The following is a 20435-nucleotide window of genomic DNA, read 5'->3' as shown; positions in this document are numbered from 1 at the left end:
ACGTTATGCTCAATAAACCGGTGCCACCCCCGACTTTCAGGAGTTCGTCATGTCCGCAGCAACACATCAGGATCCTACCGCCGGCAGCGATGATCTGCAGGCGGCCATTGCCGTCAATCACCTGCTCTCGGATGACTCACTTGCCCCCGAACAAGCCATTGAACGGTTAGCCGATATCAATCTCCAGATCCAGTTGGCTGTCAGTCAGCTTTGGGATCGCGTCGACGCTGAAACCCGGCCCGAACAGTTGCTCAGTCTGACCCGAATTGAAGAGCTGGTATTCTGGCGCCCGCAACCACATCATGCCCCCATCACCATCGAACAGGCGATCCGGCTGGCCAAGCTATTTTTATTACGCGGTGGTTTTTTCAATAACATGCTTGGGGAAGGAACTTGGCTATTTGATGAAGAACGGCGGCCACTGAGTCTCGGCACTGAATTAACGCGCGATCTTTTCACCGCACTGCGGCCCATTCTGGTCCTGCATCCACTCGACTTTGACAGTGCCCGGATTGATGACTTCCGCACCGATGATGAATCCTACCCAGGCCACCATTTCCGGGCTGGCGAGCTGAGCGTATGGGGTCTTAGGGGGCAAGTACCGAAATTTATCGAGACAGCACGTCTGAGCATGATGGAGTTGGATAATCCCTTTGCCAACCTGCCCGATCTGGAGTGACGCGGCCCCAAGAACAGCATAACCAGGCCAGCATGCGCTGGCCTGGTGTGTTCTCAAGCTTACCCTGGCGCGTTAAAAACGAGCCGTGGCCATCTGGAAGGTCTTGAAGCCACCCGACAGGTTCCGCGCCTTGAAGCCGGCATTTCGCAACATGCGGCAAGCCACGTGGCCGCGCAGACCCACCTGGCAGGTGACCAGGATCTCCTTGTCTGTAGGCAACTCGGACAGACGTTGACGCAGCTCATCGACGGGAATATTGATAGCACCCGGGATCTGGCCAATGCTGGTCAACTCACCAGGATTGCGAACATCCAGCAGCAGCTGATCTGCCGTCAGCGCCAGAATATCCTCACTGTGACATACCACCTCATCGCCATTGATGACATTCGCGGCCACCATGCCGGCCTGGTTGATAACATCGCGAGCAGAACCAAATGGCGGTGCATACGTCAGTTCCAGCTCTTCGAGTTGCATGACCGTCAGGCCGGCACGCATCGCCACCGCCAGGACATCTATACGCTTGTCGACGCCGTCCTTACCCACGGCCTGGGCGCCAAGAATACGGCCATTTTGCGGATCAAACAGTAGCTTGAAGCTGACCGGATGGGCGCCGGGATAGTAGCTGGCGTGACTGGCCGGATGCACGTAGATTTTCTCATAGGCTAAGCCCAGCGCCTTGATGCGTTTCTCATTCAGCCCCGTGCTCGCAACCGCCAGGTCAAACACCTTACAGATGGCCGTCCCTTGCGTACGGGTATAGCTGATATCGCGACCCAGCATGTTGTCCGCAGCCATACGCCCCTGTCGATTTGCCGGTCCTGCCAACGGGATCACTCCTGGCTTGCCGGTGACAAACTCTGGCGTCTCAACCGCATCGCCGACCGCATAGATGTGCGGATCCGATGTACGCATGCTGGCATCCACCTTGATACCACCACTGGCACCCAGCACCAGGCCCGCGGCATTGGCCAGACGAACCTCCGGTTTGACACCGATAGCCAAAATCAGCATATCTGTCATCAGCGTCTCACCACTGCTGAGTTGCAGGGTCAGATCGCCATTATCGCTTCCTTGCTCGCAAGAGCCAGTGGCGTCACGGTCAGCTTCCGGACTCACGCCTTGGGTCACCGCAGTCAAACCACGGTTGAGGCGCAGGTCAATGCCCTGTTGTACCAATTCGTGATGCAGGATATTGGCCATTTCCGGATCGACTGGCGCCATGACCTGCGCAGCCAATTCCAGCAGGGTTACCTTGATGCCGCGTTGATGCAAGGCTTCGACCATCTCCAGGCCAATGAAGCCTCCCCCAACCACAGTGGCATGGGCAGGTTTGCGGCTATCCAGAGCGGCGATGATACGATCCATATCCGGAACGTTGCGCAGCGCGAACGTTGCCGGATTGTCTAAACCAGGAATGGGTGGTACAACCGGCGCCGCCCCCGGGCTAAGCAACAGCTTGTCATAGGACTCCTGATAGGTCTCGCCACTCGGCCACATCTTGACCGTGAGCAGCCGCGCTTGCGGATCGATAGCAACCACCTCATGAAAGGTTCGCACATCGACATTGAAACGACGCTTGAAGCTTAACGGTGTCTGTAGCAACAAAGCCTCACGCTGCTTGATATCGCCACCGATGTGATATGGCAGTCCGCAGTTGGCAAAAGAGACGTGTTCACCTCGCTCCAGCACGATAATCTCTGCCGTCTCTGACAGGCGTCGCGCCCGTGCGGCTGCGGAAGCCCCACCGGCCACACCACCGATGATCACTATCTTGGTCATAGGATTCTCCTAGATGAAATTGCCGTTACTTTAGAATCTTCTAATTTATTATGCAATAGCCAGTTACAGCCGCTACGACTCAAGGTATGCTGGAACTAGATTTAAATCATGGTCTTGTCTGAGATGCCTGTCCTGTTGCCTGCTCAAATTACTGCCCATCGTCCTCTCACCCACAGCCCCATATTGCGCTGGCATCTGGACTCGGATCGGCTCGAAGCGCTGACGGCATGGACTATTCCGCCCGAGATCTGCCCCGAGCCCGAATGCCCCTGGCTCCCACAGTTGGCGCCCAAGGTTCAGCAGCCATTGCTGGCATTACGTGAACAACACGTGGGGGGATTTATCATCTGCGAAGCGGCCAGACAGCGCTGGTTGTTAGAGTGCATTCCCGATGGACCGGACCGCTTTCTGATACTGGCACATGACCTTCAGTTGCCCATCGCCACCTCAGGCATATTGGGGCTGCATGCTCTTGAATGCGACCGTCCAAAACCAGCAGGACCCAGCAGTGAACATAACCGGGCACTGTTGCAGCAGCTATACCAGGCGAGTGGCTGCGATCGGCTGATTATCTGGGAGTTTGCACGTGAGCAGATGCACCCCAGGTACGTCATGGGAGAGAGTCAACTGCCTCAAAGCCAAGCCGTAGATACTCGCTACCTCAAAGCGTTACGCGCCCGCGGCACGCTGGGCTTTTCCGAGGTTCGACATCAACCGACCCTGGCAACACAGCGTTATCTGCTTCAGGATGGCATTCTGGCGCGGCTTGATGCGCTCATACTGCGCAATCAGCAATCGTATGGCGTGCTGACGCTGGAGTATCGCTCCTGGCAGCAACGTTTCGAAGAGGGGTTATTTGTCCTGGCATCTAAAGTTGCCGAGCGTCTGATGCAGCCACTACCCGATGGTGTTGGTCCCTTCCAACTGGTCGATCCCTGGGTGATGGCGCAGTGGGAAAAGCTGCAACAGCAACCCAATCTGGCCGGACTGCAGGCGTTGCAAACCGCCTTTTTACATGACTGGCAAACGGAATTAACCCTCTGGATGCCATCAGACATACCCGGTGAGTGGGTAAACGGCTTAAACCAGCCAACGGATAGCGTAACGTCATGGCAGATGACAAGCCTGGAGCGCCGTCAGCTGGCCGGCTTATCCCGGCTGATTGCCAGCAGTGAACTGTCCCACTTTGCACCGCTACGTCAGAACGATGAAAACGACAGCGCAGTCTGGCTGTGGCCCCTGCAGGATGACGAGCGTCAACTGTGCGCCCTCCTTGCACTGCGGGGGCGTCTGGCCCCTACGCTGATAGAGCAGATGTGGCGATGTTTGGGTCCGCAGGTCCTGACCGCACTTCCCCGCCGGCCGCCACTGCGACAAGCTAGCTGGGCGCAGTGGCTACCGCCAGTGGTGGAGCTAGACCGCTATCTTGATGTCTGCTATGCCAGCCCGGCCCTGATACAGTTGTGCGACGGTGAACCATGGCGCGACCGCCACTGTCGCTGGTGGTCTCTGGAGCTAACGACCGGAGAGCTGCGCAAACTGTTGCGCACCCACCTCAGCTGCGTCGACGGAGCGCTCAAACTGACTCGCGGCCCCCTTGCAGTCCGGCTGCATATTCAACCGGAGCGGCGACATGGCAGATTGCACCGCTGGCATGTTCGGGTTGAGCCGCTTGCTCCCCAGGATTAGCCAGCACAGGCGCACGCCGGGACCGGATGTCCGCGATGCGACGATTAAAACTCGAACTTGTAAAACAGATCCAGCGCCTGATTCAGACCACTCAAGGCCTGCAGATAGAGCCGAGGCATCAGTTCATAACGGACCTTGACCTCACCTATCGAGGTGAAGACACCCACCCCATACTGCACCTGCAGCCCCGGCATCAGATAGCCACTGATGCTGACCTGGGTATCATCGCCACTCCCCGATGAGTCCAAACTGACATCACTGAGCCCCAGACTCTCGCCGATACCGGATACCAGGCCGTTAGCCTGACTCAGCCCGGCGCCCAGCAGAATGCCGGTCATCGCCTCATCATTCGACGTGCTGCCACTGGAAGAGGTGCTTTTGCCTCGTAACAAGTAAGAGAGTTTTTCCGTTTCCGACAGTTGGGGTTCAGAGTAAATCTCAATTTTGGGCTGCGTCGCCGGCCCACTGACTTTAACCCCGACGGTAATATTGGAGTCCTCCATCGTATCTGGGTCCCGATAGGCTTTCACCGCCAGATAAGGCGCAGAGATATTGCCGCTGAACCTGAGTTTACCCTCATCGATCAACAGATTTTGGCCGAACGATTTAAAGCGCCCATCATCGAGTGTAATTTCACCATCGGCACGGAACGCATTCTCCGGTGATTGCGTCAGCCGTATGCCACCCAGCAGTTTGGTCTTCAACCCCAGCGCATCCAGTTGTACATCCCCTCCGAGGCCAACCGTCAGGTCAATATGCATCGGTAACGGTTTGACAGCAGGAGCGGCTTTCTTCCGCCGCTGGGTGATGATCTGCACATCCTCGGACACGTTGACCGCACTGTCGGGTACACTCTTGACCTTGATACGCGCCCACGGGATCTGTACTCGCCCCTCCAGGCGTAACTCTTCGCCCAGGGCCATGGCAAGATCGGAACTGACGCGTGCTCGGCCATAACCCGCCAGCCCGACTTCCAGCGTGTCCGCATGAATCGTCAGCCGTCCGGTAAGGGGCTGGCTTGACCAATCAGCAAACCCGCCCAGCTCCATGCTTCCCTTGCCCACCATGAGGCGACCTGAAAGATCCGCACGCGAGCCGCGAATGTCGAGCTCACTGTGCAACTGACGAATTACGGCAATGTCGGATGAAGTTTCAATTTCGCCTTCGTCCAAGGTGACTCGCCCGAAAAACAGGGGTTTATCGAGGGTGCCATCCATACGACCATGGGCATCAATACGCCCTTTCGTCCGCTTGAGCTCATCTAACAGCGGAGCGAGGCCGTACAAGCGCAAACCACTGATATCGACATTGCCGCTGAGCTTGCGTTCAGACATAGGGTCGCTCACCTGCAATACGACATCAGCCTTGCCAAGCTGGTTCGAGGCAAAACGCAATGCAACCTGGGCCAGTTGCGCCTCCAGTTTGGCGTTGACCTGCAAAACGTCGTATTGGGTCTCGAGACGATCGGCGATCAACTTGCCCGGTGCGGCCGTAATGGTCAGCTCCGCCGTTGGTTGCTGTTTACTCCAGCCAAATTTGCCGTCTGCATTAATCTCGCTTAACCACTCCAACCGCTCTGGCATGAACGGCGCAAGCTTTTGCGTTGGAAACGCCTTCAGCGTCACGGCCAACTCACCTTGTGCTTGACTGAGCGAGGCGGCAGAGGCGCACAGCATCCCCTGCTGATCAGCCAGCCAGCACTGTTCACTTAACCCCAATGTCGTCAGCGTACGATTGAGTGTCATCATCAGCGGTGACTGCAGGACCCAGTCTGCTATCGGCGTCTTCACGTGTGCCTGAAGCAGTTTGCCCTGCCACCCCGTCTTCCCCCAACTCCCCTCCAGTTGCAATTGGCTGCTCAGCGGCTGGCCCTCAAACGACAGTTGCAGCTGGTGAGCCTGCTCATCACCATCCAGATGCAAGTCTACGCCGTCCAATCGCATCGCACCGCTACGCAGGCGTGCCATATTGGCTTGCAAGCGCCCCGACCAGACGGCCGCCATTTTCAGATAACCGTCAACCGCAAGCTGACGCAGACGCAGCCCAGGCAGCCGTATCTCATCGCTCGTCATCGACAAGGCGATCTCCGGCGCATGTCTATCACCACTCAACTGCAATTTGGCGGAGACAGAACCAGTCAGCTCCGGATCCAGTTGTTTCAAGTCCCCCGCCTGCAAGCTGGCTTTCGCCTGCCAACGGTCAGACAGCACGCCATCAAGCAACAATCGATTCTGCCCGCTGGTCAGCTGAATGTTCTCAAACCGCCAGTGCAGCAACTGGTTGCCACTGAGCTTGCCTTGCATCGAGAGCGGGTAGCCATTGAGTTGCCCATGGGCCGACATGCGATCCAGCTTCAACTCCCATTTGTTCCCCTGGAACGTGAACAGGCTATCGAGCTCGGCGCTGACTCGACCACTGATGTCTGGTAGCAGTGCATGCAGATTTGTACTTTTTAACTGACTCTTGCCTTGCCAATGCAAACCGTGCGTCCAGCTTAACTGGCCTTGGGTGGCCAACGCAGAATCGCCAGCCTCAATCTTTAGCTGCTTGATAGCAATAGCATCGAGTGAGCCATCCAGCTCAACGGCCAGTTGTCCCTTGGGCAACGAAGACAACTGCACCCGGCTATTAAGATTCAAGTGGTACTTATTTAATCGACCGCTGGCGATGAGCTGACCTTTCCCTGCCTGATATTCGGCCTCACCCTGCAGAGGCCACCGCAACGCTTGCCATTCTCCCTGCAATTCAAATGGCAGGTCGGGTGCCAGCGTATTTAAGCGGGCAGAGAGCGTCAGCTTCTCACTGCCGGATAGTCTGAGCTGGGATTTAAGATCGGTCAGCGAGCCGTTAACCCGCAGGTCAAGCTGTCGTCCAAACAAAGCCGGAGGCAGTTGCGGAAGTCGCTCGACACCGCGAATTTGCACTGACATGGGATAGTAGTCGTGCAAACCGATTTCACCATCCAGAACCAGATCGCCCCAGGGATGGCGGAGCTGCAGGGATGAAATCTGAATCAGAGAACCGACAAAACTGCCCGCCAGTTCGAAGTCAAGCCGTTGCGTATCAAAGCCGCGTTGGTGATAACGGATCTGGCGCGCCTGCAACTGATCAACATAGAGATCAAACGGCAGTATGACCTCGCTCAACACAGCAATGCGCTTGCGGATCTCCTGCTCGTCAAACGGCGTTTTTAACGGCACTGAACGCGCCTTCTCCTTGGCAGACTCACCGCCAGATGGCTCACTCTCAAGCATGGCATCCGGTAGCGCCACATCGACATCGCTGACCAAAACATTATGAATGTCAAAGCGCTCGCCATGCCAACGGCCACTGGCTGCCAATTGCTGCGTCGCAACCTGGATGTACTGACTGTCAAACCGCACATCGTGCAATTGCAGATCGGCGATAACCAATTCAAGCGGTAAATTCAGACGCAGTGGGGTGGCATCATCTGACGACTCTACCGTCTCTTCCCCCGTGTGGTTTGCATCCGCAATGGGATGCAGCCGGATGCGGGCTTTATCCACTGCCAATTGCTCAATAGGTAGACGCCCCGACAAAAGCCCGCCGAGTTGCCAGCGCAGACTCACCGATTCAGCCTCGATATCTATCAGTGTCGAGTGCCAGCTTAGCCCACGCAGTTGCCAGCCGACGCCCAGATGACCAGCCAGCAAGTCCCCCTTCAACTCCGGCAGCGTCTGCTTCGCCTGCTGCCAAATCAGCTGATTGCCTGCCGGGGTGAACAGTAACAAACCCAGCATCACCAGCAACAGCAACAGCAACATCAAGCTGGTCAACGAAATCAGGATCAGGCGCAACCAGCTCATAGTTCCGACCCCAGACCGAAGTGGATCCGCCATGGCACATGTGTTTCCGACACGCCGAACGCCAGGTCGAGTCGGATGGGTCCCAATGGAGAGACCCAGCGTAAGCCGAGACCGGTTCCGACCTTAATCGGATCGTTATAGTTATTGGTGGCTGTGCCAGCATCCACAAACGAAGCAAGTCGCCATTTTTCCGCTACCGGATGGGCATACTCTAGCGAGCCGCTGGTGACATACCGAGCCCCCGTGAGCGAACCGCTGCTGTCTGTCGGGGATATGGTTTCAAAGCCAAACCCTCTAACCGACTGATCACCGCCGGCAAAGAAACGCAGGCTGGGAGGAATATCATCCAGGTCCGCCCCCATAATGGCCCCCTGCTCAACCCGTGCCACAAAGCGCGCCCCTTCCCAGGGCGTCCGGATCCACTTACTTCTTCCCCAAAGACGCGTGAAGTTCAGATCCGATCCCCACGTTTGCTGGGAAAATTCCGTGGTGAGCAGCAGTCGGTCACCCCATTCGGGATCGACCGCCTTGTCCACACGCAAACGATTGAGGCTGACACCTGGTAACAGCAGAAAACTGTTCCCCGAGCTATCACCTTGCGTAAAGTCTTCATACTCGACGCGGAAAAAATAATCTCGCTCCCATGAACCGCGCAACTTGGTCCAATAGTGAATGCCGGTTTGTAGCTTGCTTGACTCTGTGTCGTTAAGATCTTTGCGTTCGTAGCCCGTTTGCAGATTGTAATAGTCATTGATCGGATCATATCCGGGGATCCGATAATTGAAGTTCAGCTGTTGCACCGGTTCGGAGAGTTTGAACTGGGTCGTTAAACTATGGCCATAATCATTCAGCCACGGTTTCTCCCAATTGACCTGAAGTCGCGGGCCTTCATCGGTGGAATAGCCGATCCCGGTCTCCACCAGATTGTCGCTTTTAGGTTCCAGGCCGACATAGATTGGCACCTGATAGCTCGATGCCTTATCCAGTAACGGGCGCACATCGACCTGACGGAAATATCGGGTCTCCGATAAAGACTGACTCAAGTTCGCCAATTGCTGAGCCTGATACGGGTCACCTGATTTGAAAGGAACCAATGGCCTGATAAGACGTTGGCTCTGTTGCACCCCTTCAATCTGCACTTCGCCAAAACGATAACGATGTCCAGTTGAATATTCGATGACAACATCAGCAACATTATCGTCGGGGAAAACGCGGATAACCGAATCAACCATCTCGGCATCGAAATAGCCTCGATTCAATGCGCGAGTCTGCAGCCCGGACTTGATTGCCTCATATTGGCCATGGTTCAGCACATCCCCCTGCTTCAACGGCAACGCGCCCAGATAACGGCTAAATGCATCATCATTCAATGCATCGCCCCACAGTTTGATCTGGATAGAGCGCACGATAACAGGCTTGCCCTTATCTATTTCCACATGCAACAAGGACCGGTCTTTTTCGTCTTCCGTCAAGGTAATGCGCGCATGATAATAACCCAGCGCCTGTAAGCCTTTTTGTACCGTGGTCGTGATCTGTTCGCGTCGGTATTCAAGACGGCCAGGGGGGATCCCAGGCAGGGCGTCGAGATGAATCTCGACGTTATCTTGCAACTCACCACCGATACCAGACACCTGATATCGAACATCTCGGGCATGGGCTCCTGTAGCAAACAGCGCACCGGCCAGAACAGCCAGATAAAGACTAATCACTCTGCGCATATTGCGTTCCTGTTTAACATCTGTAACTGCCCCGACGTCGTTGCATTGTGGCCGGAATACCGCTTGTTTATCACCAAGATACTATCACAGCTGGCTATGTGTACCAGCTGACTCTCAGCTTGCGCATCTACACCGCTTGTCACAAAATTTGGCATCTATTTTTAGGAGTACAAAATGAAAGCCGCCGCTGTACATATTCTCGTCAAAACCCGTCCTGAAGCAGAGAAATTGCTCCTGCAGCTGGAGCGCGGTGCCTCATTTAGTGCCCTGGCCAAGAAACACTCACTCTGCCCCTCTGGCAAGCGCGGTGGCGATTTAGGCGAATTTCGCCGTGGTCAGATGGTAAAGCCGTTTGATGATGCCGTATTCCGTGGCGAGTTGCTCAAGGTTCTCGGCCCCATCAAGACCAGCTTTGGCTTTCATCTGATCAAGGTTCTCTATCGCGGCTAATAACCGCAAAGCGCTGGTAATCCGGGTTCACTCTCTTTACTCTGTGCCTGCTTATTCTCAGGGCGGGGTGTAATTCCCCACCGGCGGTAATCCTGTTTCAGGTCAGCCCGCGAGCGTTTCCGCATCAGCGGAGAGTCAGCAGATCCGGTGTAACTCCGGAGCCGACGGTATAGTCCGGATGAAAGAGAATAGGACAGCCCACTTCAACATTTCCCATACGGGAGATGCGTGACTGCCTGTTCCACGCCCTGATTCTGGTAATCATTTATTAAGGAGCGTTACCATGGATCAGTCGTTACTTTCCGCATTTGGTTCCCCACTGGAGCGCGTCGAAACCGCCTTGGCTGCGCTACGCGATGGGTTAGGGGTACTGGTGGTTGATGATGAGGATCGAGAGAATGAGGGCGACCTCATCTTTTCTGCCCAACATCTTACCCCGCAGCAGATGGCCATGATGATTCGCGATGGATCAGGCATTGTCTGCCTGTGTCTTACCTCGGGCCAGGTACAACGCCTGGCACTGCCGATGATGGTTGAACACAACACCAGTCAAAACAAAACAGCATTTACCGTCAGCATCGAAGCGGCTCAAGGCGTGACAACCGGCGTCTCGGCGCAGGATCGCGTCACGACCATAAAGGCCGCAACCGCCCATGACGCCCACGCTGATGATTTACATCGACCAGGACACGTATTTCCGCTGCGCGCTAGAGATGGTGGAGTGCTAGAGCGGCGTGGCCACACTGAGGCCACCATTGACTTGATGCGACTGGCAGGTCTTGAACCCTATGGTGTGCTCTGTGAGCTGATGAACCCTGATGGCAGCATGTCCAGACTGCCAGAGGTCGTCGCATTTGCTGATCGGCACGGCATGCCCGTGCTGAGTGTCGAAGATGTGGTGCAGTACCGTCTGCAACACGAATTGGCAACGGCCATATAAGCCTTTTGGCCCGTCTTCCTACCGTAAAATGTAAGCCCAAGACGGCCCAAAGCCCTAGGCTCTAGTGTGCGAATAACAGCTGGCCATGGTCACGACCATGGCCTTGACAACATGGTGACGGCTGATGAGACCCAGCAAGCGTCCGTCCTCATCAACAACAGGATAGGTCCGCGGCTGCGGCTTCATCATCCGCTGGGCCAACTCAACGATGCTATCGTCGGGTTTCACCGTCAGCACGTTTACCTGCATCATCTGCTCGACAGTCGCTAACTGATCGCACAGATAACAGGCCTCCAAACCTTCTCGCAGACAATCCTGCTCGGATAAAAATCCAATCACTCTGCGCTCAGCATCGAGAACTGGCCCGCCGCCTTCGCGCGACTGGGATAACGCCATCAAAGCGGCATAGACACTGTCACCCGAGTGAAATGTGGTCGGTCGTGGATCCATATAGTCAGCGATTCGAATGGATTTCATGGCGTTCATCCTCATCATTAGTTGTTGTAAGAATAGAACTCCGCCAATAAAAAGGGCTGCCTGAGCAGCCCTTTAATGTTTGCATAACGCCTTAGTGCATCATGGTTTGACGCAGTGCCTCGATGCGTTTTTCAAGCGGAGGGTGGCTCATGAAAAGCTCGCTCATCGAGCGTTTTCCATTGATACCAAATGCCATCATGGTGCCTTCCATCTGTGGTTCATGACCACGGCGCAAGCGCTCCAGGGCCGCGATCATCTTATCGCGCCCGACCAACTGTGCAGAACCCGCATCGGCTCGAAATTCGCGCTGACGCGAGAACCACATGACGATGATCGACGCCAGAATGCCGAACACCATTTCCAGCACAAAAACAATGGCATAGTAGGCCAGTCCACCAACTCCAGCCCCCTGTTCCTCATCATTGCTGCGGAACACATTGCTGATGATGCCGGCAACCACACGCGCAAAGAAAATGACGAAGGTATTCACCACGCCCTGAATCAAAGTCAGGGTGACCATGTCGCCGTTGGCTACGTGGCTAACTTCATGCGCCAGCACAGCTTCCGCTTCGTCACGGCTCATACTGTAAAGCAGACCAGAGCTGACCGCGACGAGCGCATTATTACGATTCGCTCCGGTTGCGAAGGCATTCATATCCGGTGACTCGTAAATACCAACCTCTGGCATTCCGATACCGGCCTGCTGCGCCTGACGTTGGACGGTGCTGACAAGCCAGTGTTCGATCTCCGTCCTCGGCTGTTCAATCACTTGAACCCCGTAACTGCGCTTGGCAACGAACTTGGAGATTAACAGCGAAATGATGGAACCACCAAAACCGAAAACAGCTGCCAGCACCAGCAGGCCTGCGGTGCTGCCACTATCGATTCCGAACCAGCGTGTGACGATACTCAAGACGATCGACAGCACCAGCATGACTGCCAGGTTGGTCAACAGAAACAACACAATGCGTTTCATCTTTTCACCTCGATTCAACAGATTAACATCAAGCAATTGCTTGAATGATGCATTAATAACACATTTTTCAATCAGGGTTTAACAGTCTTACGCCTGTTTTTTTGTCAGGTTAAACCTGACAAAAGAGCACATGGCCGAAGACTGGCCATGGAAGACAGCATAACGAAAAATACCTGATGTTTTCTTAATGAAAACCAAATAACGCCATACCTTGCCGGCGAGACATCACCCGCGCAGTGCCGATATGTTCAGATAATGACCGAGATCGGACTCGAATGGTCGAGCCAGATATGGTATTTCACCGAGGAAGGGCTCCTGAATCAAACTTTTGAGCGTGTCGACATTGGACTGATAGTGACTCATACCCGGATGTATCTGATTGATACACCAGCCTGCCAGTGGCAAATGGTCGCGTTGAATGGCCTCATAGGTCAACATGGCATGATTCATACAGCCAAGTTTGGCGCCAACCACCAAAATCACAGGCAGGTTTTCGTGCCGAACCCAGTCCGACATAAAGTGACCGTGTCCCAATGGCAGACGCCAGCCACCTGCCCCTTCGACAAAGATCAGATCGGCATCGGTTTCACGCAGACGATTCAAACCTTCAGACAAGACGTCGAATTCAATGGGCACACCGCTCTCTTCGGCGGCAATGTGGGGGGCAATGTGCGGTTCGAAGCAGTAGCCTACCACTTCGTCATAGGCCAAGCGCAGTGATGTGTTTTTTTGCAGCATCACCACATCCTGATTACACAAGCCACCTTCCATCAGATCACAACCTGATGCGACCGGCTTGTAGGCTGCCGTCAGCAACCCCTGTTTATTGGCCGCTCGCAACAGAGCGACCGTCGACACTGTCTTGCCTACTTCAGTATCTGTTCCCGTGATGAAGAAGGTCTTTGTCATCTTACTAAAACTCCGTAGCAGACTTCATAGCTTAGAGGCAGCCATCCATCCTCATTGCGCTGTCGTTCATACGCAAGCGCCAGCTGTTGCAAACGAGCCCGGCCTCCCAGACCAGCAGGGCGTGACCCCAGCACCTGACTGGCACCGATTCCTTTGAGGCCCATCAGTAGGGCATGCAGATCTGGATATTGCAAGCTGTGTTTTCGAATTTCCCATGTTGAAACAGTAAAGCCCTGCGCTTTACACCAAGTCATCAACGATTGCTGTGCCACAAACTGATTGACATGCGCGTGCTGATCACACTGTGCCCACGCCCGACGCAACTCATCGAGACTGCCAGCACACAGGGTGGAGAACACCAGAACCCCTCCCGGGCGCAACACCCGATGCAATTCCGACAGCAAAGCAGGATAGGAATGGCACCATTGGATCGCAAGACTGGTGAAAACCAGATCCACGCTGCCGGTCGTCAAAGGAAGCGATTCGGCGTCGGCACACATAAACTCCGCCAACGCATGACGAAGACGCGCCTGCTGCAACATACCGAGCGAAAGATCCAGCGCCAGCAACCTCTCAGATAAAGGTTGCAGACTTTGTAAAAAAAAGCCGGTGCCACATCCCAAATCGAGAGCAACTTCATATTTTATTGGCGGAATCAAACCAAGCAGATGCTCACCGACCTCTTTTTGCAGCTTGGCGTAGTGGTCATAATGCACGGCGGCCTTTCCGAAGCGTTTCGCCAGCGCCGTTTTGTCGACCGGTGACGAACCTTGGCTATACATGCCGGCTCTCCTGCCATGCGCGTGCCAATGCGACAACCAGTGTCTCGATATCGTCGACGCTGTGCCCCGCAGTCAGAGTCAGACGCAGACGCGCCGTTCCGGTCGGCACGGTCGGTGGTCTGATCGCTGTCACCCACAGCCCTTGAGCACGCAGTGATGTGGCCAGCGCCAGTGCCTGTTCACTGCAACCCACCAAGAGTGGTTGAATTGGCGTCGCTGAATCGAGCAATGGCAAACCAGCTTGCATTGCCCCCGTGCGGAACCGATGAATTAATTCCGCAAGATGGGCCCTGGCGGCATCGGCCTGCTTCACCCACCGTACTGCTGCCAACGTTGCCACCGCCTGGGCCGGGGGCATATGGGTGCTATACACATAATCGCGTGAGAAATTAACCATATAATCAATTAGCTCGCGTCGACCAGCCACGAAGGCTCCTGAGGTTCCCAGGGCTTTGCCGAACGTGGCCATCAGAACATCTGGACGCAGGCTACCCAGCCCTTGATGATCCAGGGTTCCCCGGCCTTGGGCGCCGAGCACACCAAGACCGTGCGCATCATCCAGCATCCACCAGTTTTGGCTCTGATGAGCCAGCTCATGCAAGCCGGCACAGGGGGCCTGATCACCATCCATGCTGAAGACCCCCTCGCTGACAATGAGGCCCTGCGCGGTTGCCAATAGCGAGGAGAGATGGGCAAGATCATTGTGCCGAAACCGCCGCAGGCGGCAAGCATGCTGACTGCCAGCCTCCTGCAGTGAGGCATGATTGAGACGATCTTGCCAAACCGTATGCTCAGCCGTCAGCAAGCTCTTGATCACCGCCTGATTGGCGGCAAATCCGCTAGAGAACAACATCACCGCTTCGACGCCGAGCCACTCGGCAATCGCCTCTTCGAGTTCACGATGCGCTGCTGTGTAACCCGTCACCAGAGGGGAAGCACCAGAGCCTGCGCCCCAGACATCCAAACCAGCTTTCCATGCAGAACGGATCAACGGATTTTGACTGGCACCCAAGTAATCGTTAGACGAGAAATTTATGTGTTCTCGCCCTGCCACCACCATGCGTGAACCGGAAACATGCTCGCTGCAACAACGAGTCCGCAATAATCCTTGATCTCGTCGTGCTTGCAAGGCCGCAAGCAGAGCAAAGGGAGCCTCAGTCACGGCGAAGCGATCCCAATTGCGATTGTTTGCTGCGCGGCTTGGTCGCATCGTAGAACAGCGCCTCTGCGTCATCTCGCTTGGCCTGCATGACCTCATGCAGCGCCTGCTCCTGCATCAGATCTGGCTTTTGCACACGTTGCTCCGGCAGGATACCTAACCGTTTGAATAGCTGCATGTCGCTGTTTTCATCCGGATTGGCGGTTGTGAGCAACTTACAGCCGTAGAAAATCGAATTGGCGCCCGCGAGGAAGCACAGTGCCTGCATCTGATCGTTCATCTTCTCGCGCCCGGCAGAGAGACGAACGTGGGATGTCGGCATCATGATACGGGCAACAGCGATAATACGGATGAAGTCGAATGGATCAACCTCATCCTGTTGCGCCAACGGAGTCCCCTGCACCTTGACCAGCATGTTAATCGGTACGCTTTCCGGTTGTGGCGACAAGTTAGCCAGCTGCACCAGTAATCCAGCCCGATCGTTGGCCGATTCGCCTAAACCGACAATGCCGCCAGAGCAAATCTTCATCCCGGCATCACGTACGTTCTGCAGCGTATCCAGCCGATCCTGGTAGGTGCGAGTGGAGATGATTTCGCCATAGAACTCCGGCGAGGTATCCAGGTTGTGGTTGTAGTAATCCAGCCCGGCATCCGCCAGGCGGAGCGCTTGGTCTGCGGTCAGCATGCCCAGGGTCATGCAGGTTTCCATGCCCATGGCCTTGACTTCTTGCACCATACGCAACAAATAAGGCATATCGCGGTCGTGAGGATTGCGCCACGCAGCCCCCATGCAAAAACGTGATGAACCCGCCGCCTTGGCCTCTCGCGCCCGTTCCAGAACCTGCTCGACTTCCATCAAGCGTTCAGCTTCAAGTCCGGTCTTATAGCGAGCACTTTGCGGACAATATTTGCAGTCCTCCGGACACGCACCGGTCTTGATAGACAACAGGGTGCTAACCTGCACCTGGTTGGCATCAAAATGCTGACGGTGTACCTGCTGCGCCCGAAACAGCAAGTCATTGAACGGGAGCGCAAACAGTGCGTTCACCTCAGCGACACGCCAATCGTGGCGGACCAATGCCTCCATGGTTCCCTCTTATCGTGTTATGAATAGACTTGGCTAGTCTATGTTGACGCCGTATCCTGTCAACCTCAAGCACCAAAGTAACGTTGACATCGGAGTGTTTTTTGAACGATCTGGATTTTGACCGCCTGCATATCTGGCACCCCTATACCTCCTTGACCCAGCCGCTCCCGACCTATGAAGTCGCCTCCGCCCAAGGCTGCACGCTGTCGTTGGCGGATGGCCGTCAGCTAGTAGATGGCATGTCATCCTGGTGGGCCTGTCTGCATGGGTACAATGTGCCTGAATTGAATGCTGCCATTCAGACTCAACTAGCCAAGATGGCTCATATCATGTTTGGTGGCATTCGGCACTCGCCGGCAACGCGTCTATGTCGTCATTTGGTTGAACTGACACCACAGCCCCTGCAACACGTATTCCTCGCCGATTCCGGATCCGTTGCCGTTGAAGTCGCATTGAAGATGGCGCTGCAGTACTGGCAGAGCCGCGGCACTCCTCGCACTCGCTTCGTTGCGTTGCGCAATGGCTATCATGGCGATACGTTTGGAGCCATGAGCGTGACCGACCCAGACGGCAGCATGCACAGCCTGTACCAGGGATTTGTCGCCGAACACTGGTTTATCAGTGCACCGCGTTCGCAGTTCGGTGGTCCCTGGGATCCTCAGGAAATGACGGAGCTCGAAACCCTGCTGGCCACTGAACATCAGCAGGTTGCCGCCATTGTACTGGAGCCGATCGTTCAGGGCGCTGGCGGAATGCGTTTCTATCATCCTGACTATCTCAAAGCTGTCCGAGCCTTGTGCGATCAATACGGCATACTGCTGATCGCCGATGAAATCGCGACCGGATTCGGCCGCACCGGAAAGCTGTTCGCGTGTGAATGGGCCGGGATCAGCCCAGATATTCTATGTGTTGGCAAGGCGCTGACCGGCGGCTACATGACGCTGTCAGCGACTTTGACGACATCCTGCGTCATGCGTGGCATTTGCGAGGGTGCGGCCGGCGTTCTGATGCATGGTCCAACGTTCATGGCCAATCCGCTGGCCTGTGCGGTGGCATGTGCTTCCATCGAACTGTTGCTAGCCAGCCCATGGCAACAACGGGTAAAGGACATAGAGCAGCATTTGCTGGCACAGTTGCAACCCCTCGCCTCACACCCGGCCGTAGCCGACGTACGCGTTCTTGGCGCCATCGGCGTGGTCGAAACCCGCGAACCAGTGGATATGGCCTGGTTGCAGTCGCTGTTTGTCGAGCTGGGGGTCTGGATCCGGCCCTTTGGACGCCTGATCTACCTGATGCCGCCGTATGTCATCACGCCGGTTCAATTACTTAAATTGACCAATGCTATCCGCCAGGCGCTGGATCGCATCGCGGCATAAAGGGTCTTGGTCACGTTGACGATACCTGGGACGCCGCCAACATGAGGTCTGTGATACCATGCAGCCCTCTTGTACAGGCCTCAACTGGAAGCCGTTCATGCGCATCTCTATCGCCGGTAAAGTCTGTTTTGTCTTGCTGATGATTTTTTCATCGGTGCTGGTCGCCATTACAGGTCAGCAAGCTCAACGTGAGCAAGCTGAGTTGGAATCCTACAGCTTGCAGTTGGCCAAACAGCAAGCTGAGCACTATGCCCACTATCTGGACTTGCTGCTGCTAGCCCCCGCCAGCACCTCGTTACCACAGCCGGCACATCAGCCTTTGCAGCCAGTGCCTAAATTGTTTGTCTCTGCCGCCACGCCGCGCCTGCCGCAGAGCATACAAGCCAAGCTGCCGTTCGCGGCAAGCACCGAACCGATGCAATCAGGTTTCCAGCTTGAGAGCCGTGGACAGGAGTCCTGGATGGTGGTGGTCACGCCCTGGCAACTTAATCCGCAACTCACGGCACTGGGCTGCACAGCCTGCCAGGCGCTGTCATCCACTGAGACATTTGGCTGGATTCGTGTCGAGATTCCGGTCACAACGGCATTGGAAAAAATTGAGGCCGACGTGCTCAAAACAGCACTGTTGCTGAGTCTGCTGTTTGGCGCTGGCGTACTGCTGGCTCTCTACATCATTCGGCGCCAGGTTGTCTCGCCACTGCAACGAATCTCTCTGGCTATGGAGCGCGCCAGCGATCTGGGCGATCATACCATCCGCCTGCCGGTCTCCCCCCGCAATGATGAATTGTCCCGCTTGAGCGAAAACTTTAATCATTTGATGGACAGCCTGTCGCCGAAGCGCTAATGACGAGCCAACACAGCACCACGCTGGCGCATCTTTTGCTTGAGTCCTGATTCGACACAGGTAAGATGATGCGATCGCAAAACCGGGCCGGGAGTCCGGGATAAAGAGTATTAGCTGGAGACAATAATCAGATGACGCATGCATCCATCGCCGATGTACTGAACGGCAAATTCGCTGTCGGCACCAGCCTGACCGTCAAGGGCTGGATCCGCACTCGCCGTGATTCCAAAGCCGGGATCTCGTTCCTCGCCGTACACGACGGTTCCTGTTTTAATCCGCTGCAAGCGGTCGTACCGAGTAATCTGGATAATTACGAACAGGATGTGCTGCGTCTGACCACCGGCTGCTCCGTAGCCATTACCGGCACTGTCGCCGCGTCACAAGGCACAGGTCAGGCTTTCGAACTGCAGGCGACGGCCATTACAGTGGTGGGGTGGGTCGATGATCCGGATACCTATCCCATGGCCGCCAAGCGCCACACCGTTGAATACCTGCGCGAACAGGCTCACCTGCGCCCGCGTACTAACCTGATGGGTGCCGTCACTCGGGTGCGTAACTGTCTGGCGCAAGCCATTCACCGTTTCTTCCACGAGCAGGGTTTCGTCTGGGTGTCCACGCCGCTGATCACCGCCTCCGACTGCGAAGGCGCCGGCGAAATGTTCCGCGTCTCGACGCTGGATATGGAAAACCTGCCGCGCACCGACAAGGGCGCCATCGACTACAGCCAGGACTTCTTTGGCAAAGAGGCGTTCCTGACCGTCTCCGGTCAGCTCAATGCCGAAACCTATGCCTGCGCGTTGTCCAAAGTCTATACCTTTGGTCCGACGTTCCGTGCCGAGAACTCCAACACCAGTCGCCATCTGGCCGAGTTTTGGATGATCGAACCGGAAGTGGCGTTCAACGATCTGGAAGCCAACGCCGCGCTGGCCGAAGCCATGCTCAAATATGTGTTCCGTGCCGTTCTGAATGAACGCCGTGATGACCTGGAATTCTTTGCCGAGCGGGTCGACAAAGACGCCATTACCCGTCTGGAGCAATTTGTCTCCTCCGACTTTGCCCAGGTCGATTACACCGATGCCATCGAGATCCTGAAAAACTGTGGTAAGAAATTCGACTATGACGTCGAATGGGGCATCGATCTGCAATCCGAACACGAACGCTATCTGGCCGAAGAGCACTTCAAGGCCCCGGTGGTCGTAAAGAACTACCCCAAGGATATCAAGGCTTTCTACATGCGCCTCAACGATGATGGCAAAACCGTCGCCGCAATGGACGTGCTGGCACCAGGCATCGGCGAAATCATCGGCGGCTCGCAACGTGAAGAGCGTCTGGAGGTTCTGGATGCCCGCCTGGCCGAGATGGAACTGAACAAGGAAGACTACTGGTGGTACCGCGATCTGCGCCGCTATGGCACTGTGCCACATGCTGGTTTCGGCCTGGGCTTTGAACGTCTGGTGGTTTATGTCACGGGCATGGGTAACGTCCGCGACGTGATCCCGTTCCCGCGGACCCCACGCACCGCCGACTTCTAACAATCGCACCACGTAGCACAGTCAAACCGCAGCCTTGAGCTGCGGTTTTTTTATGGCACCAGCGCCGCTGGCCGCAGCGAACGACACGCCAAAACCGTGGATTATTAAGTTCTATTTAATAATCTGTGCAAAAAAGCAGTCCCTTTGGCGTGGAATCCCTCGGTCAGCACGGCCAACTGCCGTGGTGAACACAGAGAAAACAGCCGGTGTC

At 55.6% G+C, this 20435-nt stretch carries 16 protein-coding genes and 1 riboswitch; of the genes, 7 read left to right on the top strand and 9 right to left on the bottom strand.

Annotated elements, in window-relative coordinates:
• Positions 1-49: 49 nt before the first annotated feature.
• The gene (locus ACFOSS_RS02835; RefSeq protein WP_377150506.1) at positions 50-679 is read left to right on the top strand and encodes a hypothetical protein; all 630 of its coding nucleotides are present in this window, start codon (positions 50-52) and stop codon (positions 677-679) included.
• A 72-nt stretch (positions 680-751) separates the two neighbouring features.
• Here the strand turns inward: ACFOSS_RS02835 and ACFOSS_RS02830 are convergent, their stop codons facing one another.
• On the bottom strand, positions 752-2458 hold the full coding sequence (locus ACFOSS_RS02830) for an FAD-dependent oxidoreductase (RefSeq protein ID WP_377150505.1): 1707 nt from the start codon (positions 2456-2458) through the stop codon (positions 752-754).
• A 108-nt stretch (positions 2459-2566) separates the two neighbouring features.
• Here ACFOSS_RS02830 and ACFOSS_RS02825 point away from each other — a divergent pair, with 108 nt between their 5' ends.
• The gene (locus tag ACFOSS_RS02825) at positions 2567-4147 is read left to right on the top strand and encodes a hypothetical protein (RefSeq protein WP_377150504.1); all 1581 of its coding nucleotides are present in this window, start codon (positions 2567-2569) and stop codon (positions 4145-4147) included.
• A 44-nt stretch (positions 4148-4191) separates the two neighbouring features.
• Here ACFOSS_RS02825 and tamB read toward each other — a convergent pair whose 3' ends face one another.
• Together tamB and tamA are read right to left on the bottom strand one after the other, a co-directional pair.
• Positions 4192-7974, bottom strand: a complete 3783-nt coding sequence (tamB, locus tag ACFOSS_RS02820) for an autotransporter assembly complex protein TamB (RefSeq protein ID WP_377150503.1) — start codon at positions 7972-7974, stop codon at positions 4192-4194.
• A complete protein-coding gene (tamA, locus tag ACFOSS_RS02815) occupies positions 7971-9692 on the bottom strand; it encodes an autotransporter assembly complex protein TamA (RefSeq protein ID WP_377150502.1) in 1722 nt (573 codons plus the stop codon). Before tamA ends, tamB begins: the two co-directional genes overlap by 4 nt.
• A gap of 174 nt (positions 9693-9866) precedes the next feature.
• On the opposite strand from tamA, the gene ACFOSS_RS02810 reads away from it, so the two are divergent.
• Both ACFOSS_RS02810 and ribB read left to right on the top strand, forming a co-directional pair.
• A complete protein-coding gene (locus ACFOSS_RS02810) occupies positions 9867-10142 on the top strand; it encodes a peptidylprolyl isomerase (RefSeq protein ID WP_377150501.1) in 276 nt (91 codons plus the stop codon).
• Between the two features lie 49 nt (positions 10143-10191).
• A riboswitch (FMN riboswitch) is annotated at positions 10192-10336 on the top strand.
• 89 nt (positions 10337-10425) lie between these two features.
• Positions 10426-11082: a 3,4-dihydroxy-2-butanone-4-phosphate synthase gene (ribB, locus tag ACFOSS_RS02805; RefSeq protein ID WP_377150500.1), complete on the top strand. Its 657-nt coding sequence runs from the start codon at positions 10426-10428 to the stop codon at positions 11080-11082.
• 54 nt (positions 11083-11136) lie between these two features.
• Here ribB and ACFOSS_RS02800 read toward each other — a convergent pair whose 3' ends face one another.
• The 6 genes from ACFOSS_RS02800 to bioB all read right to left on the bottom strand — a co-directional run bounded on the left by ACFOSS_RS02800 (position 11137) and on the right by bioB (position 16472).
• A complete protein-coding gene (locus ACFOSS_RS02800; protein WP_377150499.1) occupies positions 11137-11559 on the bottom strand; it encodes a CBS domain-containing protein in 423 nt (140 codons plus the stop codon).
• Positions 11560-11650: 91 nt separating this feature from the next.
• A complete protein-coding gene (gene htpX / locus ACFOSS_RS02795) occupies positions 11651-12535 on the bottom strand; it encodes a protease HtpX (RefSeq protein ID WP_377150498.1) in 885 nt (294 codons plus the stop codon).
• Between the two features lie 225 nt (positions 12536-12760).
• Entirely contained in the window at positions 12761-13444 is a 684-nt protein-coding gene (gene bioD, locus ACFOSS_RS02790) for a dethiobiotin synthase (RefSeq protein ID WP_377150497.1), read from the bottom strand.
• The gene (gene bioC, locus ACFOSS_RS02785) at positions 13441-14226 is read right to left on the bottom strand and encodes a malonyl-ACP O-methyltransferase BioC (protein ID WP_377150496.1); all 786 of its coding nucleotides are present in this window, start codon (positions 14224-14226) and stop codon (positions 13441-13443) included. Before bioC ends, bioD begins: the two co-directional genes overlap by 4 nt.
• Positions 14219-15436, bottom strand: coding sequence for an aminotransferase class I/II-fold pyridoxal phosphate-dependent enzyme (locus ACFOSS_RS02780; protein WP_377150495.1), 1218 nt, complete (start codon positions 15434-15436; stop codon positions 14219-14221). The genes bioC and ACFOSS_RS02780 overlap by 8 nt, the downstream gene beginning before the upstream one ends.
• Positions 15381-16472 (bottom strand): biotin synthase BioB, encoded by a 1092-nt coding sequence (gene bioB / locus ACFOSS_RS02775; RefSeq protein ID WP_377150494.1) that lies wholly within the window; start codon positions 16470-16472, stop codon positions 15381-15383. Before bioB ends, ACFOSS_RS02780 begins: the two co-directional genes overlap by 56 nt.
• A 101-nt stretch (positions 16473-16573) precedes the next feature.
• Here bioB and bioA point away from each other — a divergent pair, with 101 nt between their 5' ends.
• From bioA to asnS, 3 genes are all read left to right on the top strand, one after another.
• Positions 16574-17848 (top strand): adenosylmethionine--8-amino-7-oxononanoate transaminase, encoded by a 1275-nt coding sequence (gene bioA / locus ACFOSS_RS02770; protein ID WP_377150493.1) that lies wholly within the window; start codon positions 16574-16576, stop codon positions 17846-17848.
• A gap of 97 nt (positions 17849-17945) precedes the next feature.
• Positions 17946-18692: a HAMP domain-containing protein gene (locus ACFOSS_RS02765; RefSeq protein WP_377150492.1), complete on the top strand. Its 747-nt coding sequence runs from the start codon at positions 17946-17948 to the stop codon at positions 18690-18692.
• A 131-nt stretch (positions 18693-18823) separates the two neighbouring features.
• Positions 18824-20224 carry an asparagine--tRNA ligase gene (asnS, locus tag ACFOSS_RS02760; protein ID WP_377150491.1) on the top strand — a complete coding sequence of 467 codons (1401 nt, stop codon included), beginning with the start codon at positions 18824-18826 and terminating at the stop codon, positions 20222-20224.
• The last annotated feature ends 211 nt before the right edge of the window (positions 20225-20435 follow it).

It is taken from the genome of Pseudaeromonas sharmana (genome assembly GCF_042649925.1).
GTDB classification, from domain to species: domain Bacteria; phylum Pseudomonadota; class Gammaproteobacteria; order Enterobacterales; family Aeromonadaceae; genus Pseudaeromonas; species Pseudaeromonas sharmana.
This window is presented reverse-complemented; position numbering and strand designations above follow the sequence as displayed.

Excerpts from the sequence above, each read along its gene's own strand:
- ACFOSS_RS02835 (WP_377150506.1), top strand. The coding sequence starts at position 50 with ATGTCCGCAGCAACACATCAGGATCCTACCGCCGGCAGCGATGATCTG.
- ACFOSS_RS02830 (WP_377150505.1), bottom strand. The coding sequence starts at position 2,458 with ATGACCAAGATAGTGATCATCGGTGGTGTGGCCGGTGGGGCTTCCGCA.
- ACFOSS_RS02825 (WP_377150504.1), top strand. The coding sequence starts at position 2,567 with ATGGTCTTGTCTGAGATGCCTGTCCTGTTGCCTGCTCAAATTACTGCC.
- tamB (WP_377150503.1), bottom strand. The coding sequence starts at position 7,974 with ATGAGCTGGTTGCGCCTGATCCTGATTTCGTTGACCAGCTTGATGTTG.
- tamA (WP_377150502.1), bottom strand. The coding sequence starts at position 9,692 with ATGCGCAGAGTGATTAGTCTTTATCTGGCTGTTCTGGCCGGTGCGCTG.
- ACFOSS_RS02810 (WP_377150501.1), top strand. The coding sequence starts at position 9,867 with ATGAAAGCCGCCGCTGTACATATTCTCGTCAAAACCCGTCCTGAAGCA.
- ribB (WP_377150500.1), top strand. The coding sequence starts at position 10,426 with ATGGATCAGTCGTTACTTTCCGCATTTGGTTCCCCACTGGAGCGCGTC.
- ACFOSS_RS02800 (WP_377150499.1), bottom strand. The coding sequence starts at position 11,559 with ATGAAATCCATTCGAATCGCTGACTATATGGATCCACGACCGACCACA.
- htpX (WP_377150498.1), bottom strand. The coding sequence starts at position 12,535 with ATGAAACGCATTGTGTTGTTTCTGTTGACCAACCTGGCAGTCATGCTG.
- bioD (WP_377150497.1), bottom strand. The coding sequence starts at position 13,444 with ATGACAAAGACCTTCTTCATCACGGGAACAGATACTGAAGTAGGCAAG.
- bioC (WP_377150496.1), bottom strand. The coding sequence starts at position 14,226 with ATGTATAGCCAAGGTTCGTCACCGGTCGACAAAACGGCGCTGGCGAAA.
- ACFOSS_RS02780 (WP_377150495.1), bottom strand. The coding sequence starts at position 15,436 with ATGCGACCAAGCCGCGCAGCAAACAATCGCAATTGGGATCGCTTCGCC.
- bioB (WP_377150494.1), bottom strand. The coding sequence starts at position 16,472 with ATGGAGGCATTGGTCCGCCACGATTGGCGTGTCGCTGAGGTGAACGCA.
- ACFOSS_RS02765 (WP_377150492.1), top strand. The coding sequence starts at position 17,946 with ATGCGCATCTCTATCGCCGGTAAAGTCTGTTTTGTCTTGCTGATGATT.
- asnS (WP_377150491.1), top strand. The coding sequence starts at position 18,824 with ATGACGCATGCATCCATCGCCGATGTACTGAACGGCAAATTCGCTGTC.